This window comes from Actinokineospora globicatena (genome assembly GCF_024171945.1).
In the GTDB taxonomy this organism is placed as follows: domain Bacteria; phylum Actinomycetota; class Actinomycetes; order Mycobacteriales; family Pseudonocardiaceae; genus Actinokineospora; species Actinokineospora globicatena.
Genome location: NZ_JAMTCR010000005.1, coordinates 681,963 through 698,529, shown reverse-complemented (window position 1 = coordinate 698,529; position 16,567 = coordinate 681,963). Strand labels below are relative to the sequence as shown.

Here is a 16,567-nt window from a genome sequence, read left to right as displayed (position 1 = left end):
TCGGCGGCCAGCCCGTTCGGTGAGCACAGGACTGGAACGGGGGTTAGCGGGCGGCGGTGAGGACTTGGGATTCGATTTGGGGGCGCCAGTCGGGGGTGGGGGGTGGGGTGAAGCCGAAGGCGTCTACGGCGGCGGTGCCCAGGGTGGTGGCTCTGGTCCAGCGGACGTCGACGCCTTGGGATTCGAGGGCGGTGGCGACGCTGTGGAGGAGGCCGATGCGGTCGGGGGCGCGCAGTTCCAGGACGACCGCTCGGGGGTCGGGGCCGCCTGCTTCGTGGTCGAACCAGAGGACTCGGGGGGCTGGGGCGTCGGGGGCGCGGCCGCCGTAGTCGCGTTCCTTGGCTGCGAGGTGTTCGGCGAGGGGGAGGGAGCCGCTGATGGCGCGGGTGAACTGCTCGCGCAGCAGGGTGGGGTTGGGCAGGGAGCCGAACCTGGGGGTCACCGCGAACACGCCGACGGCGATGCCCGCGTGGGTGGCGACGGTGGCGGCGTGGACCTGCAGGGAGTTGAGCGCCAGGACTCCCGCTGCCCGGGACAGGACGCCGGGGCGGTCCGCGGTGGCGAGGGTGACCGTGGCGGACTCCGCGGTCGACTGGCCGGTGAGTTCGAAAAGGACACCGGGCGCACCGGTGGCGGCGACCGATTCGGCCAGGGCGCGCTGGGCGTCGTCCAGGGGAACCGGTTGGGGCAGTGGGCCGCCCGCCATCGCGGTGCGGCAGTGGGTGACCAGGTTGGTGACGAGCCGGGCCTTCCACTCGGTCCACACGCCGGGGCCGGTGGCCAGGGAGTCGGCCTCGGCGAGGGCGTGCAGCAGCTCCAGCAGCACCGGGTCGCCGCCGAGGGTGTCGACGACCCGGCGGATCGTGGTCTCGTCGTCGATGTCGCGGCGGGTGGCGGTGTGCGGGAGCAGCAGGTGGTGGCGGACCACCGCGGCGACGGTCCGCACGTCCGGCCCGGGCAGGCCGAGGCGGGTGGCCACCTGCGCGGCCAGCGCGGCGCCGACGACCGAGTGGTCCTGGTCGCGGCCCTTGCCGATGTCGTGCAGCAGCGCGCCGAGCAGCAGCAGGTCCGGCCGCGACACCGACGTCACCAGGCGGGCCGCGTTGACCGTGGTGCGCACCAGGTGCCGGTCGACGGTCCACACGTGCGCGGCATCGCGCGGCGGCAGGTCGCGGACCGCGCCCCACTCGGGGAACAGCCGCGCCCACAGCCCCGCGCGGTCCAGGGCCTCGACGACGTCGGTCAGTCCCTCCCCCGCGCCGAGCAGCGCCACCAGGTCTTGGCGGACGTCGGCGGGCCACGGCGCGCGCGGCTCCGGCGCCGTCTCCCCGAGGCGCGCCAGTGCGGCGGGGGCGATGGGATGCCCCGTGCGGCCCGACGCGGCGGCGACCCGCAGCAGGAGACCGGCGTCGCGGCCGGGATCAGCGTCCCTGGCGAGCGCGACCTCGGTGCCGTGCAGAACCACTCCCTCGGCCAACGGAGTCCGGTTCGGGGCGCGGAGCAAGACGCCGAAGACGCGGCGCGGGGTCGAGTCAGCGCCAACAGACCGGAGCGCGACGTCGAGTGCGTAGGCGACCGCCCGACCGGCGCCGGACAGTGCCCTAGCGAGCGCGAACCGGTCGGCTAGGCCAAGAGCAGTGGCGACCTCATCGCCGTCTTGAGGTCGTAGGACGTCACGGGGACGCTTAGCGATACGGCGTAGCTCGGTTCGAGTGTCCAACAGCAACGCGTGCGCGGCGGTGACATCCGCGTCGGGGCGGTCGACGAGTTGCGCGAGTGAGAGCGCACGCAAGATGTCGATGTCACGCAGACCGCCGCGCCCGTGCTTGAGGTCCGGTTCCACCCAGTGCGCTACCTCGCCTGCCCGGGACCACCGCGTCCGGACAGACTCAACCAGCTCGCCGAGCCTCTTACGCGCACCCGCGCGCCACCGGTCGCGCGCGGATGAGGCCAACCGCGCGGTGATCTCCACGTCGCCCGCGAGGTGTCGGGCGTCGAGCAGGCCGAGCGCGGTCCGCAGGTCCCCTGAGGCGACTTCCAGTGCCTGGCCCACGGTGCGGACCGAGTGGTCGAGACCGATGCCGGAGTTCCACAGCGGATACCACAGCCGCTCGGCCAGAGCGTCCACAGAGCTCCGTCCATCGTGGACGAGGACCAGGTCGAGGTCGGAGTAGGGCACCGGCTCGCGCCTGCCGAGACCGCCGACCGCGAACAGGGCGACGCCGCCGCCCCTGCCACCGATCCCGGCCCGCCCGGCGTGCCCGGCGAGCCAGAACTCGTGCAGGTCGGCCAGCGCCTCGCGCAGCGCGGCAGGCGTGAGCCGGTGCCCGGCGGCGGACCTGGGGGCCGCGGCGGCGAGGAGCCGGTCGCGGGCGAGGACCAGGTCCGCCGCCGTCGGGATGGGTGGGAGGCCCAGTGCCATCCGCTAGATCGCGTCCGTCCCGCGCTCGCCGGTGCGCACGCGGACCACGGTCTCCACCGGGGTCACCCAGACCTTGCCGTCGCCGATCTTGCCGGTGCGGGCGGCCTCGACGACGGCCGCGACGACCTTGTCGCTGGTGGCGTCGTCGGTGAGCACCTCGACGCGCACCTTGGGCACGAAGTCCACGGAGTACTCGGCGCCCCGGTAGACCTCGGTGTGCCCCTTCTGCCTGCCGTAGCCCTGCACCTCGCTGACGGTCATGCCGAGCACGCCGAGCTGCTCGAGGGCCGCCTTCACCTCGTCCAGGGTGAACGGCTTGATGATCGCGGTGACCAGCTTCATCGTCCTGCGCCTTCCTTGCCCGCGCTCGTGGGTACCGTGCTGGAGCCGACCTTGCCCGCCAACGCGTCCGCCGTCCTGCCCAGCGAGGAACCGCCGCCGCGCAGGCTGGAGAACTCGTAGCCGCTCTCGGCGTGCTCGGCCTCGTCGATGCCCGCCCGCTCGGCCTCGGTGGAGACCCGGAAGCCGATGGTCTTCTGGATCAGGAACCCGATGGCCAGGGTGAGCACGAAGGAGTAGCCGAGCACCGCGACCGCGGCGATGGCCTGCTTGCCGAGCAGGTCGAGGCCGCCACCGTAGAACAGACCGTCCTTGCCCGCCGGGTTCACCCCGGTGGTGGCGAACAGACCGATGAGCAGGGTGCCGACGAGCCCACCGACCAGGTGAATCCCGACCACGTCCAGGGAGTCGTCGAACCCGAACCGGTACTTGAGGCTGACCGCGAGGGCACACAGGACCCCGGCTACGAGCCCGATCGCCAACGCCCCGATCGGGGTGACGAACCCGCAAGCCGGGGTGATCGCGACCAGCCCGGCCACCGCGCCGGAGGCCGCGCCCAGGGTGGTCGGCTTGCCGTCGCGGAACTGCTCGACCACCAGCCAGCCGAGGACGGCCGCGGCGGTGGCGGCGGTGGTCGTGATGAACGCGACGCCCGCCAGGTCACCGGCGCCGAGGGCGGACCCGGCGTTGAAGCCGTACCAGCCGAACCAGAGCAGGCCCGCGCCGAGCAGGACGAACGGGAGGTTGTGCGGCCGCATGGGTTCGCGCGGCCAGCCCTTGCGCTTGCCGAGCACGATGGCCAGGGCCAGGCCCGCGGCGCCCGCGTTGATGTGGACCGCCGTGCCGCCCGCGAAGTCGAGCGCGCCGAGCTTGGTGGCGATCCAGCCGCCGACGAAGTCGACGCCGGTGAAGCCGTTGAAGTTGAACACCCAGTGCGCGACCGGGAAGTACACGATGGTCACCCACACCGCGACGAACAGCGTCCAGGCCCAGAACCTGGCCCGGTCGGCGATGGCGCCGGAGATCAGCGCCGCGGTGATGATGGCGAACATCAACTGGAAGACGACGAAGACCAGGTGGGGGATCTGGTGGCCGTCGACCCAGGGGGCGTTCGCGTCGGCGGGCGCGGTGCCCACCAGGGTGCCGACGACACCCTTGAGGCCGGTGAAGTCGAACCCGCCGAGCAGGCCGCCTCCCAGGTCGTTGCCGAAGGTGAGGCTGTAGCCGTAGAGGACCCACAGCACCGTCACCACCGCCAACGCGATGAAGCTCATCATCAGCATGTTGAGCACGCTCTTGGCCCGCACCATGCCGCCGTAGAAGAAGGCGAGGCCGGGGGTCATGAGCATGACGAGCGCGGCGCTGACCAGGACCCAGGCTGTGTCTCCTGCGTTCACATCGTCCTCCCGTGAACCGTTGATTGCCGGGAAGCATCAGGGCCCGCTGTTTCGCGGGAGGACTCCGCGCGTTTCGCGCGGGTGAACTACGTACTCGTCGGTGTTACGGCCAGGTTTCCCTCACGAGTAGTGAACGGACCGCTACGGAATCGCGGTTGTAACCTGGTCAGCGATGAGCGGGGTAATAGAGGTCTACGTCGCGGTGGCCACGCGGTTGCCCTATCACGTGGGTTCCAGCACCTCTGGGCTTAAGCCGACGCCGGTGGCGCTAACGGCGGATGTCGGGTGGGTCGCCGAGCAGGTCCGCGCGGCTGGGCGGATGTACCGGTTCGGGGACCTGCCCACGCTGGGGGTGCTCTGGTGGTACTCGGCGAGCATGATGCTGCCCGCGCCGACGATCGAGTCGCTGGTGGTCACCGGCCTGGCGTTGGACCCGGCGGCGGTGACCCTGCACCTGCACGAGGACGGGCGGATCCTCGGGGCCACCTCGGACTCCCTGTGCCCCTCCCCCGGTGTCGCCGTGGGCGCGATGTTCGAGTCGGCGATCGAGGCGGTGGCCGAGGCGACCGGGGCGAAGGTCCGCACGCTGTGGGCGATAGCGACGGATTCGTTGGCGAACCGGGTGTTGTGGTCGGGGGGTGCGACGGAGGTAGCGCTGTCGCTCGCGGAGGACATACCGGAGCTACCGACGCCGCGATTCGTCAACGTCAACGGGCGCGACTACGTCCGCCGCGGCTCTTGTTGCTTGATCTACGAAGCGGCCGACGCGCCTAAGTGCGTCTCTTGTCCCCGTCAGCTGCCAGAGGAGAGGTTGGCGAGGCTCTCCGCGTTGTGAGTCTCCAGCCGGTGAGCGAAGACGGCGGCATAGCGGGACACGAGCTGCGCGGGGTGGACGTCAACGCCCTGCGGGAACCCTAGGACCAAGGACCGCCGCACCTGCTTGTAGTGCCGTCGCCAGCCTTCGACTACGGCGTCCCCTACCGGCAAGAGGGTCGTCGGGCTGTCGCAGAGCCGGACACCGCTACCGGCCGCGCCGATGAGGATCGCGTGCCGCGCGAGGTCGCAGACCGGGTGGTCGGGCTCGGCGTCGGTCAGTCCGCAGGTAGCGGCGTAGGTGTCGGCGCCGAACACCAGTCCGGACACCCGGCCCTGGCCCGCCGCGATCAGCTCGGGGACGGCGCAGCGGCCACCGTGGTCGATCACGGCGCGCGCGGTGTCGATGCCGATCTCGAACCGCAACGCCCCGTCGGGCAGGCCGAGCCTGCGCTCCAGGACCTCCAGCAGGCCCACCATCACCCGGACCTGCTCGGCCCAGGTGACCTCGGGCAGGGTCAGCGTGACGGGCCTGCCCAGGGCGGTGATCGCCAGGTCGAGTGACCGGACCGAGCGGCGGAAGGACTCGGCGGTGGCGAACGAGCGGATCCGCAGGCCGGACTCGGCCAGGCACCAGCGGCCGAGCAGGTCGGCCGCCCTGGCCACGTCGGTGTCGCCGGTGTCGTGCTCGCGGCGGGTCAGGTCGATCCGGACGTCCTCGACCGGGTCGCTGGCCAGCTTGCCGCGCACCCGTTCGTACACGGTCGTGGCCAACGCGGGCGGCAGGCCGACGATCCCGGCCAGCGCGGCCGGGTCGGGGGCGTGCTCGGCCAGCGCGGCGGCCGCCAAGGCACCCCAGCGGGTCGGGAGGTCGTCGGTCGCGTCTTGCACCGGGACCAGGCAGGTGTGCGCGGGTTGCCTGGCGACGGCGCGGCTGTCCACGGGGGACGCCTCCGGCGCGGTCTCGGCGAGGGTGGCGACGAGACCAGCGATCAGGGCACCGTCGAGGGTCGTCCGCATGCCTCCATAGTGACCCCGTCGGCGCGTTTCGAACAGTCGGACCAGCCTGCCGGGGTCAGGTGCCGGTCGCCCGGTGCGGCGGGTCGACCAGCAGCCGGTTGCGGACGGCGAACGAGGCCGCCTCCAGCCGCGAGTGCACCCCGAGCTTGGTGAGCAGGGCCTGGATGTGGGTGCGCACGGTGGTCGACGAGATCCCCATCCGGCGCTGCATGGCGACCGTGCTGGCGCCCTCGACCAGCAGCGCGAGGCACTGGCGCTCGCGCGGGGTGAGGTGCGCGGCGAGCCGGTGGGCGTCACCGACCTCCGATGACTGCGTCCTGCCGACGCGGTTGGGCAACTCCACTACGACCTCGCCGTTGAGCGCGCGCCGCAGCGCCTGGGCGAGGGCGGTGACGCTGCCGGTCTTGTGCAGGTAACCGGCCGCGCCCGCCTCTAACGCGCGGGTGACGGTGTCGGGGTTCTCGTCGGCGGTGAGGACAAGGATCTTGGTGTGCGGGCTGGCCTTGATGAGCTCACCGAGCGCGGCGACCCCGTCACCGTCGGCGAGCGTTCGGTCGAGCAGGCACAGGTCGGGCTTGAGACCGCGGAGAGCGGCGACGGCGCCCGCGACGGTGGCGGCCACCCCGCGCACGGTGAAGCCGTGCTGGGTGAGCACTGTGCTCAGCGCGTCGGCGAAGACCGTGTGGTCGTCGCACAGCAGCAGGTCCGTCATGTCGCCTCCGGGGTGCCCTCGGGTGGCTCAACGACGCCGAAGGCCACCCGGATGCGCGTACCCACCGGTAGCCGCGGGGTGATCCGGACGACTCCGCCGACGGAGCGCACCAGAGCGTCCACAATGCCCAGACCGCGACCGGCCCGCCCCGGTGGACCCGAGCCGAACCCGGGGCCGCTGTCGGCGACCTCGACCACCAGCGGGTCGGTCCCGACGACCGCGACCCGGACCTCGCCACCGGCGCGGACGGCGTTGGCGACCAGGTTGGACACCACCCGCCAGAGCACGGCCGCGTCGAGTTCGGCACTGACCGGCCCGCCCGGCTCCAGCTCGACCGGCGCGCCCGCCGCTGCGGCGACCGCGACGACTTGCTCGAGCAGCGCACGCACGTCCACCGAGCTGGCCACCGGCGTCCCGCGCACCAGGTCGACGAGCCTGGCCACCTGGGACTCGATCAGCGCGACCCGGGTCCTGGTCGGCTCCGCGAGCTCGGCGGCACCGCGCACCGACTCGGCGAGCAGGGCGAGGGTGGCCAGTTCGTGCCCGATGTCGTGCAGGACGTCGTCGTCCGCGCCGAACGGGCGCACCTGGTCGGTGCTGCGCCGTCCGGGTCCGATCCGGCGGTCCTGCGGCCAGTCCATCCGGCACCCCCTGCGGAGAGTCCACTTGCGAGATCGGCGCACAGCGGGCGCGCGTTTCGCTGTATTCGGTGCGGACTGCGCAATGGTTCACCCGGATGGCGGACTTTCTTGCCGAGTGTGTCGCACGTGGAGTGACGAGGTGCTCACCCGAGGGTCTGGTAGGCCTCGACGATGATGTTGTCGCGGTAGCTGCGCGCGGCGCGGTCGAAGGCGCCGCCGCAGGTGACCAGGCGCAGCTCAGGGCCGGGAACCGGGGCGTAGGCGAGGTCGGTGGGGAAGGCGGTCTTCGGCGCGCGCGTGGTGGCCGCGACGGCGAAGGCGACCCGGGTTCCGTCCGCGCGGTCGACCTCGACCCGGTCACCGGGCCGCAGGTCCACCAGCCGGAAGAACACCCCGGGTCCGGCGTGGGAGTCGACGTGCCCCGCGAGCAGGGCAGGGCCGACGGCGCCCGGTACCGGTCCGGCGGTGAACCACCCGGCGACGTCAGCAGCGACAGGTGGGATGAGTTCGCCCGTGTTGTCGGTGCCGATGTCGATAAGAGGCGTGTCGACGCCTATCGCCGGAATGCGCAGTCGGACTGGTCTGGGGTCGGTAGCCGCAACGGCGGTCGTTGTCGCTACCGACCAGACTGGCGCGGGGGGCGCGGCCGGAGGGCTAGGCAACGCGTGGGGGTGTTCCGCCGCGCCGGTGACGGCGAAGCAGAACAGCACGACGATCGCCCCCAGCGCGCCGACCGCGACCCGGGTGATCATCCGCGGCGCCGCACCAACATCGTGAACAACGCCCCAGCAGCGCCGGCGACGACCAGGAAGCCAAGAGTGAGCAGCACCGTGGGACTCGTGCCGCCCTCACCGGTCTCAACGCCACCAGTTGGGACTACCTCGGCGCCCTTGGCGTCAGCGGTGACCTCGGTGGTGAGCGTGCCGTTCTTCTCCAGCACTAGGACCGTGTAGACGCCGCCCGGGTCAAGAGTCACCGGTAGGTCCGTAGGCGCCGTGTCCTTCGGAACGACCTGCAGGACGTTGGCGCCAGAGGGAATGAGGCTGTAGGTGGTCGCCTGGCCGAAGACAGCGCGCTCGATCACGGGCACGCCCGCGCGGCGGATGTCGAGTTCCCCGGTCTTGGGGGCCGCGTTGACCACCCGCATCCGGGCCTGGCCGCGCGGCGGGAGCGAGATGTCGTCGTCGAGCACTTTCAGCGCGAGCGAGGTGAACTTGCCCAGCCCGGCCACGGTGTACGCGCGGCCCTCGGTGGCCTGCAGGGTGGCGGAGATGACCGGCGGGGACTTGGGGTCGGCACCGGCAGCGCGCATCGCGATCGTGTAGGTCCCCGGCTCCACCCGCTGGTAGCCCGAGACAGCGCCGTAGCCGACACCGTCGAGCTTCACCGACCAGTCCGGTCTGGCGAAGTTCGTGACCGTGACGTCGACCGATGGGGTGTCCGGCGACAGGTGGGCCAACCGGAGGTAGGTACCGCTAGCGGCGTGCGCGGGCGTCACGCCGAGCGCGGTCAGGATCGCCGCTACGAGGAAGATCAGGGTGGGGCGCATGACGGGTCCTTCGGTCAGTTCGGCACGGGGTCACCGGAGAGGCGCCAGGACACGGCGAACCCCTCGTCGGTGCTGCGGAAGTCGTCGGGGGCGTAGGGCGGCAGTTGGGCGGAGAACCAGGCGCGGAGTTCCGCGGCGACGGCGGGGTCGGTCACCGGGCGGCCGTCCACAGCGGACAGCACGACGGTGCGCAGCGGCAGTTCGGAGCTGTACTCGGGCTCCGGGTTGGTCACGTCGGCGATGGTGATCGGGGTCTGGGCGCTGATCTCGGCGAGCACGGCCATCACGCGGAAGTCGACGCGGCCGGTGCTGAACGCGAGGCGGACCGGCTCCGGCGCGGTGATCCGGGTGTTGGCGGCCAGGTCGACGCCCGCGACCACCCGGTTGCCGTCGCCGACGAACCCGGCGCCGCCCGCGGTCAGGGTGACGGTGGCACCGGGGAAGGTCGCGACGGGCAGCCCCGGGCCGTCGACGGCGAGAGCGGCGGGTCCACCGCGGCGGACGCGGCCGTCGGTGTCGGCGAGGTCCCGGGTGAGATCGGACCACAGCAGCGGCGGTGCGGAGAGGTCGAGATCGCTGGTCGCGTTCGAGTCGAGCCAGTCGGCGATGGCTCGGTGGTCGACAGTTGGCGCTACCGGACGAACTGTGGGGACGCCCAAGGCGACAGCGGCTACGGCGGCCAGAGCCGCTACCGCGAACGCGGGACGAGCAGCGCGCGGAAGCCTGTCCAGCAGGATCGCCACGCCGAACAACGCGGCCACGAACAAGCCCGGTACGACGACCGCAAGAGGGCTTGGGAGAACAGTGAGGACTACCGCGATCGCCGCGATGATGACGGCCGGGATGAGTTTCGCGGTACGCCGGGTGATAGCCCCGGCAAGCGCGAGCGCGCCGACACCGAGCCAAGCAGCGGCGAAAGCACGTGGGCCCGCGGTGGCGAACAAGTCGGCGGTGGCACAGCAGACGACCAGCACTGCGGACACCAACAACGGGTGTAGACGGAGAACGACCGCGGTGAGCAACGCGCAGAGGGCCAGTACGGCGGCAGCGGCCACGGAAGCCTCGCGGGCACCTGCCAGGACCGAGTCGTAGCGGCTGAAGGATCCGCTGACTCCGCCGTAGAGCACGAGTTGGAGGGTGGTCGCCCACATGTCGAAGGCGACCGGGATGCCCTGGAGTCCGGCCACGCGCGAGTAGGCCGCATCCACCAGGCTTGGTTCGAGTGACGTGACCGGCAGTCGAGCGGCCATGACATGCACGCGGAACACGAACACCACGGCGGAGGCGGCCGCGACCAGCCAACCGGCTACCGCCACCGAGCGGCGCGGCAGCAGCGAGAGAAACACAAGACTCGCGTCGAGGACGCGCACGAACGGCAGTAAGAACGCCACGGGCAAGTAGCGCGGTTCTCGCTGCCGCAATGCCACAGCGAGTGTCAGCAGAAGATCGGGAAGGAACACGCCCAAGAGCAACGCCGGGATGGTGACCACGCCGGTGACAACCAGGACAGGTAGCGCCAACCACAGAGCTGAGGCGATAGCTGTCTCGACCGCGAAGGCTGGCGTGCCTCGGGGGAACTGGTTACGCCAAGAGCTTCGCCAGAAGTCCCGCGCGCCGGTGCTGACTTGCGTGCAGTACTCCCCCAGGCCCGCCGGTGCCGCGACGTCCACGACGGCCCCGCGAACGACGAGGACACGGCCCAGTCGACGGCGGTAGATCTGTTGGGAGAGGTTGGATCCGAGGTCGAGATCAGCGAGGACGCGCGTGCGGAACAGGCGCGCCGGGCTTGGCGACAACCGCGCGACCTCGGTGCGCGGACGGGTTCTGGCGACTGTCAGCAACCACTGGCCCAGCGCCAGCGCCCTGGCACGGTACGCGGTCAACACCCGTGGGCCACTCCAGTCCACGCGCGCGTACCCGGCCACACCGACGACATCGGGGTCGTCGAACAGCGGCATCGTGCGGTCGAGGAACCGTGGGTCTGGCCGGTGATCGGGCTCAAGCAGCAGCACGTACTCGTAGCCCTCGGGAGGCACCGTGCCGACGTAGATGTCTTCGCGCGCGACCAACTTCTCGGCCGCCTCGATCGCGACAGCGGAGTCCTCTTCGCGCCCGTTGATGAGCACGACGACCGAGCGGTGCACGCGCGAGATCGAGTCGACCGACGACGACCCGTGTTCGCGGTCCCTGCGCACCACCCCGAGGACCGCGCCGACGGTGAAGCCCAGGCCGATGGTGACCACCGCCAACACCCATGCCGGGATCACCTCGGCACCAGCCCGCCGTCGACCACCACGCCACCCCCAGCCACTTGACGAGGCGACCGTAGGTTCCGACGGACAAAACCGGCTCACCCCGCTGGATGAGGCGACCTACGACGTCTGGACGGGATCCTTGGCACGGGGTAAGAGGCCAGCGGCCCGGGCAGCGCTAACAGCCTGCAATCGGCTGTGCACACCAAGTTTGGCGTAGACACTATGAGTGTGCGTTCGGACGGTGTTTGTGGACAGTCCTAATTCGGCGGCGATCTGCGGACCGCGCATCCCGTCGACCATGCACTCCAGCACCTCGCGCTCACGACCGGACAACGCGTCCAACGGGCCGTCCGCGCCGCGCAGGAGGTCGTCGCGCAGGCCGCGGAGCACGACGCCGAGAAGGCGCGGCGGGAACCACGCGTCGCCCCTGGCGACCCCGCGCAGCACTTCGACCAGGTGGGCCATGCCCGACGCCTTGGAGATCCAGGCGTCGGCACCGGCGCGGGCCGCCGCCAGCGCGCGGGCGGGGTCCTTGCTGCCGGTCAACGCCACCAACCGCGCCTCGGGTGCCGCCGCCCGCAGCGTCGCGAACAGCTCGGCCTGCGGGACCCGGATCGCCTCCGGCTCGACGGTGATGATCGTCGGGCGCTCCTGGGCGAGCTTGGTCGGCAACCGGGGGTCGTCGCTGGCGCTGCGCCCGGCGACCCACAGGTCGGAGAACGCGGCGAGCCTGGTGGTCAGGGCCTCGGTGAGCAGCGCGTGGTCGTCGACGAGCCAGAGTTTGATGAGCTCCACGGCCCGAGACGATGCGGCAGCAGGCCGCCGCTGTCCTCATCCAGATGGAGGAGACTCACCCGTTCGTGTGAGGAGGCTCAGTCGAGCAGCGCGTCGACGAAGGCCCTCGGGTCGAACGGCGCGAGGTCGTCGGCCCCCTCGCCGAGCCCGACGAGCTTGACCGGGACGCCGAGCTCGCGCTGGACCTGGAAGACGATGCCGCCCTTCGCGGTGCCGTCGAGCTTGGTGAGCACGATGCCGGTGACGTCGACGACCTCGCCGAACACCCGCGCCTGGGTGAGGCCGTTCTGCCCCGTGGTGGCGTCGAGCACCAGCAGGACCTCGTCGACCTCGCCCTGCTTCTCGACCACGCGCTTGACCTTGCCCAGCTCGTCCATCAGGCCGGTCTTGGTGTGCAGCCTGCCCGCGGTGTCGATGAGGACGGTGTCGACGGCGGTCTCGCGGCCGAGCTTGACCGCGTCGAACGCCACGGCGGCCGGGTCGGCGCCTTCCTTGCCCCGGACGACCTGGGCGCCCACCCGGTCGGCCCAGGTCTGGAGCTGGTCGGCGGCCGCGGCGCGGAAGGTGTCCGCGGCGCCGAGGACGACCGAGCGGCCGTCAGCGACTAGAACGCGCGCGAGCTTGCCGGTGGTGGTGGTCTTACCGGTGCCGTTGACACCTACGACCAAGACCACAGCGGGCTGCTTGGTGTCGCCCTCACCGTGCGGCAGGGCGCGCACCGCGCGATCCATCTCGGGGCGCAGGACGTCGTAGAGCACCTCGCGCAGGAGGACGCGGGCCTGCTCGGGGGTGCGGACGCCGCGCGAGACCAGTTCGGCGCGCAGGCGCTGGACGATCTCCTCGGTGGTGTTCGCGCCGAGGTCGGCCAGCAGCAGGGTGTCCTCGACATCGGTCCAGGAGTCCTCGTCCAGGTCACCGGCGCCGAGCAGGCCGAGCAGACCCTGCCCGAGGGTGGACCGGCTGCGGGCCAGCCTGCCGCGCAGGCGCTCCAACCGGCCGCTGGTCGGCTCGATCTCGTCGACCGGCGCGGGCGCCACCGGCTCCGGCAAGACCGGTTCGGGGGTGACCACCGGTGCGGGCGGCGGGACGACCACATCGGGCAGCACCGGCACGGCGGGGTCAGCGGGGGTGGGCTCAGCGGTGTCCGCTTCGTCGGTGCCCGGCTGGGTCGTGTCGGGAGCGGTCGTGTCGGGGAGGGTGATGTCGACGATCGGCCGCTTGGGCGAGTCGCGCGGCACCGAGGCGTCGTCGCCGACGCCGGGCTGGCCGTCCACCTCGGTCCGCTCACCCGCCGGGTGCGGCTGGTCCACCCGCTGACCGCCCGGCGCCAGGCTGATGCCACCGCCCGCCTGGTAGCCGCCGCCCTTGGGGCGCTCGGTGACCTCGGGCTTGGGCCGCTGCAGGCTGATCCGCCTGCGCTTGGCCAGCACGACCCCGGTGACCAGGGCGGCGACGAGCAGCACCAGCGCGACGACGAGGATGACGATCAGGGTGTTCGACACCGGGCCATCCTCGCATCCCGCCGCGACCGGCCGCCGGACACCGGCCACGGCCGACCCGGCGTGGTCCAATAGGCCGGTTGACCTTGGTGTCCACGCCCGACCCGCACCCACCCACCCACCCCGTTCAATCCGACCGCACCCACCCACCCTCGACCGGCGGGAGCCCTTTGCCGTGCGCGTGCTCGATCTCGCGATCATCGTGGTGTTCCTGGTCGGCATGCCGTTGCTGGGCGTGCTGATCGGCGGTAAGCAGCGCTCCGCGAAGGACTACTTCGTCGGGGACGGGAAGATCTCGTGGTGGGTGGCCTGCCTGTCGGTGGTGTCGGCCGAGACCTCGACGCTGACCGTGCTGAGCGTGCCGACAGTGGCTTACCTGGGAGCCTTCACCTACCTGCAACTGGCGATCGGTTACGTCATCGGCCGCACCGTCGTCGCCTTCGTCCTCTTGCCCCGGTACGTCGCGGGGAACATGACGACCGCTTACAACTACCTCGGTGAACGGTTCGGCGGTGGGTTGCAGGCAACGGCGTCGGTGACGTTCCTGGTGACCCGGTTGCTGGCCGACGGGGTGCGGCTGTTCGCGACCGCGATCCCGGTGAAGGTAGTGCTATCGGCCTATGGCGTCGATGCGGCCTACTGGCAGATCGTCGCGGTGCTCGGTGTGGCGATGGTGGCGTACACGTTCTTCGGTGGGGTCCGCGCGGTCGTGTGGGTCGACGCGATCCAGATGCTCTGGTACGTCCTCGGCGGGCTCGCGGTCATCTGGGTGCTATCCACCCGGCTGCCGGACGGCTGGCTGGGCGCGGCGGTCGACGCGGGCAAGACGCAGCTTTTCGACTTCACCTCCGCGCCGCTGGGCAACCAGTACTCGGCGGTGACGGCCATCCTCGGTGGCGCGGTGCTGTCGATGGCCTCGCACGGCGCCGACCAGCTCGTGGTGCAGCGGCTGATGGCGTGCAACGACGTGCGGGCCAGCCAGAAGGCGCTGATCGCCAGCGGTGTGGTGGTGTTCCTGCAGTTCGCGATGTTCCTGCTGATCGGCACCATGTTGTGGTCGTTCTACCGCGGCCTGGACCCGGTGGCGGAGCTGGGGCTGACGGCGGCCGACGAGCTGTTCGCGTCGTTCATCGTGACCGAACTGCCCAGCGGCCTGTCCGGGTTCGTCATCGCGGGCATCCTCGCGGCCGCGCTGAGTTCGTCGTTGGGCGCGCTGGCCTCGTCGACGGTCACCGACATCTACCAGCGGGTGATCCGCAGGGAGCTGACCGACGCCGAGGCCCTGCGAGCGGGTCGACTGTGGACGATCGTCTGGGCGGGCTCGCTTATCGTGTTCGCGTCGATGTTCACCACGACCAAGAACCCGATCGTCGAGACAGCGCTAGCGATCACCGGTTACACCTACGGCGCGTTGCTCGGTGCGTTCGTCTTGGGGCTAGTGGCGAAGCAGGCCCGGCAGGTGGACGCGATCGTCGCGTTCTTGGTGACGGTCGCCGTGATGGCGTTCGTGATCCTCGGGATGAAGTTCAGCAAGGCCACCGGCCACTTCCTCGGCATCGACTTCGCCAAGGCGCGCGGGGACTCCGTGGCACTCGCGTTCCCCTGGTACACGCCGCTGGGGGTGGCGGTGACGCTCGTAGTGGGCGGATTGCTCTCCCTGCGCCACCGCACGCCCAGCACTACCTAGAAGATCCCCTGCTCCGGCGCGAGGATGCCGCGCGGGTCGAACCGGTTCTTCAACCGGTGGACACGGCCGTAAGCGGAGCCGTAGTGGCGCTGCCAGTCCCCCGGCCTGCTCGGGATGGAACCGATCGGGTACTGGGTGCCACCCACGGCCACCGCCTTGTCGTAGGCCGACCGGTTGTCCACCAACAGCTTCCGGACCACGGCCTCGTCGGGTGGGGCCACCATCCGCAGGATGGACAAGATGAACACGACAGGGCTGTCCGGCACCGACACCATGGGACGCGTGAGACGCCTGCGGGTGAACGGGTACAGCAGGATCGGACCACCACCGGTGTCGGCAGGGGTAAGAGTCGCGAGCAGCTTCTCGATGTAAGAGTCGGTCGCGCGGTCAGGCAGGAAGAGGTTGAGCCACGGGTTGGGGAACTTCAACGGCCGCAACTGCTCGACAACCGCGTAGACCCGGTTGAGCCAGTCGAAGTACGGCATGGCCGTGATCTCCGTCTTGGCGGCAGCAGGCAGACCGCGCACGACAGCCCTGTCATCAGGTGCGCTCGCGGAGTGGTAGACGCCGCCCTCCAACAGGTAGCTCCACCCGGTCCCGGACCACACCACCTGTCCCTCCAGGTAGTCGAACCGGCCGTCCGCGAGCGCGATCCGCTGTGCGGCAGTCATAGAGCGGAGATCCGGGTAGGTGAGGTGGTAGATCCGGGCGGTGGTGGAAGCGGGCACCAGGTCCAGGGTCGCGCGGACGATCACCCCGTACTGCCCCAGCCCACCGAGCACGGCGTCGAACAGCTCGCGTTCGACCGTCGGCGAACACCGAACCAGCCTGCCGTCGCCGGTCACGACCTCCAGTTCCCGCACGGTGTCGACCACCAGCCCGTGCCGCGAGGTAGCGCCACCGATCCCGCCGACCGACAGCGTGCCGCCCACCGACAGTCCCAGGTAGTCGGTCGCCACCGGCGGGGTCAACCCGCCCGCTAGCGCTGCCTTGGTCACCTCGCCCCAGGTGGCACCAGCGTCGACCACGACGCCCCGCGCCGACACCCGGTGCACCGTCGCCAGGGTCCGGGAGTCGATGACGACCCCGCCGGGCGCCTGCGCCTGCCCGAACGTCGAGTGCCCCTGGCCGCGCGCCGCCACCGGGATCCCGTGCTCGGCGGCGAACCGCACGACCTTCACCACGTCGGACACCGACCCCGGCCGCAGCACCGCGCGCGGGCGGCGGTGCGCGATCTGGCCGTAGTCGTCGGCGGCCTCGGCGAGCGCGGCGACATCGGTGACGAGCTCACCGTCCAGGCGCGGCACGGGTAAGCCCTTCGCACCGGTGTCGGCCTGGGCCTGGGTCACCCACCCCACGCCGAGCGCGTCGAAGGCGACGATCGCGGCACCTAGGGTCAGGACCTGACGGCGGTTGGGCATGCGGCACTCCTCGCCAG

The 16,567-nt window shown here is 71.3% G+C and carries 14 protein-coding genes; 2 read left to right on the top strand and 12 right to left on the bottom strand.

All coding sequences use genetic code 11. The features are described from left to right. Nucleotides 1-43: 43 nt before the first annotated feature. From LV79_RS26915 to LV79_RS26905, 3 genes are read right to left on the bottom strand one after another with little or no spacing between them, the layout of a single operon-like run. Nucleotides 44-2,422, bottom strand: coding sequence for a [protein-PII] uridylyltransferase (locus LV79_RS26915; RefSeq protein ID WP_253841013.1), 2,379 nt, complete (start codon nucleotides 2,420-2,422; stop codon nucleotides 44-46). A 3-nt stretch (nucleotides 2,423-2,425) separates the two neighbouring features. Continuing rightward, nucleotides 2,426-2,764 (bottom strand): P-II family nitrogen regulator, encoded by a 339-nt coding sequence (locus LV79_RS26910; protein WP_253841012.1) that lies wholly within the window; start codon nucleotides 2,762-2,764, stop codon nucleotides 2,426-2,428. Further along, entirely contained in the window at nucleotides 2,761-4,158 is a 1,398-nt protein-coding gene (locus LV79_RS26905; RefSeq protein ID WP_285470659.1) for an ammonium transporter, read from the bottom strand. Before LV79_RS26905 ends, LV79_RS26910 begins: the two co-directional genes overlap by 4 nt. Before the next feature lie 172 nt (nucleotides 4,159-4,330). Here LV79_RS26905 and LV79_RS26900 point away from each other — a divergent pair, with 172 nt between their 5' ends. Next, entirely contained in the window at nucleotides 4,331-4,993 is a 663-nt protein-coding gene (locus tag LV79_RS26900; RefSeq protein WP_253841011.1) for a (2Fe-2S)-binding protein, read from the top strand. Here LV79_RS26900 and LV79_RS26895 read toward each other — a convergent pair. The 8 genes from LV79_RS26895 to ftsY all read right to left on the bottom strand — a co-directional run bounded on the left by LV79_RS26895 (nucleotide 4,951) and on the right by ftsY (nucleotide 13,445). After that, nucleotides 4,951-5,991 carry a DUF6986 family protein gene (locus LV79_RS26895; RefSeq protein ID WP_253841010.1) on the bottom strand — a complete coding sequence of 347 codons (1,041 nt, stop codon included), beginning with the start codon at nucleotides 5,989-5,991 and terminating at the stop codon, nucleotides 4,951-4,953. The genes LV79_RS26900 and LV79_RS26895 overlap by 43 nt on opposite strands. Before the next feature lie 55 nt (nucleotides 5,992-6,046). Then, nucleotides 6,047-6,703, bottom strand: a complete 657-nt coding sequence (locus LV79_RS26890) for a response regulator (protein WP_253841009.1) — start codon at nucleotides 6,701-6,703, stop codon at nucleotides 6,047-6,049. Next, nucleotides 6,700-7,344 (bottom strand): ATP-binding protein, encoded by a 645-nt coding sequence (locus LV79_RS26885; RefSeq protein ID WP_253841008.1) that lies wholly within the window; start codon nucleotides 7,342-7,344, stop codon nucleotides 6,700-6,702. Before LV79_RS26885 ends, LV79_RS26890 begins: the two co-directional genes overlap by 4 nt. Before the next feature lie 143 nt (nucleotides 7,345-7,487). After that, on the bottom strand, nucleotides 7,488-8,096 hold the full coding sequence (locus tag LV79_RS26880) for a class F sortase (protein WP_253841007.1): 609 nt from the start codon (nucleotides 8,094-8,096) through the stop codon (nucleotides 7,488-7,490). Next, nucleotides 8,093-8,893 (bottom strand): DUF4397 domain-containing protein, encoded by an 801-nt coding sequence (locus LV79_RS26875; protein ID WP_253841006.1) that lies wholly within the window; start codon nucleotides 8,891-8,893, stop codon nucleotides 8,093-8,095. The genes LV79_RS26880 and LV79_RS26875 overlap by 4 nt, the downstream gene beginning before the upstream one ends. 14 nt (nucleotides 8,894-8,907) lie before the next feature. Then, nucleotides 8,908-11,160, bottom strand: coding sequence for a glycosyltransferase family 2 protein (locus tag LV79_RS26870; protein WP_253841005.1), 2,253 nt, complete (start codon nucleotides 11,158-11,160; stop codon nucleotides 8,908-8,910). Nucleotides 11,161-11,265: 105 nt separating this feature from the next. Next, on the bottom strand, nucleotides 11,266-11,943 hold the full coding sequence (locus tag LV79_RS26865) for a helix-turn-helix transcriptional regulator (RefSeq protein WP_253841004.1): 678 nt from the start codon (nucleotides 11,941-11,943) through the stop codon (nucleotides 11,266-11,268). 77 nt (nucleotides 11,944-12,020) lie between these two features. Then, nucleotides 12,021-13,445, bottom strand: coding sequence for a signal recognition particle-docking protein FtsY (gene ftsY / locus LV79_RS26860; protein ID WP_253841003.1), 1,425 nt, complete (start codon nucleotides 13,443-13,445; stop codon nucleotides 12,021-12,023). A gap of 172 nt (nucleotides 13,446-13,617) precedes the next feature. On the opposite strand from ftsY, the gene LV79_RS26855 reads away from it, so the two are divergent. Beyond that, a complete protein-coding gene (locus LV79_RS26855; RefSeq protein WP_253841002.1) occupies nucleotides 13,618-15,129 on the top strand; it encodes a sodium:solute symporter in 1,512 nt (503 codons plus the stop codon). Here the strand turns inward: LV79_RS26855 and LV79_RS26850 are convergent. Continuing rightward, nucleotides 15,126-16,550, bottom strand: coding sequence for an FAD-binding protein (locus LV79_RS26850; RefSeq protein ID WP_253841001.1), 1,425 nt, complete (start codon nucleotides 16,548-16,550; stop codon nucleotides 15,126-15,128). The genes LV79_RS26855 and LV79_RS26850 overlap by 4 nt on opposite strands. Between the last annotated feature and the right edge of the window lie 17 nt (nucleotides 16,551-16,567).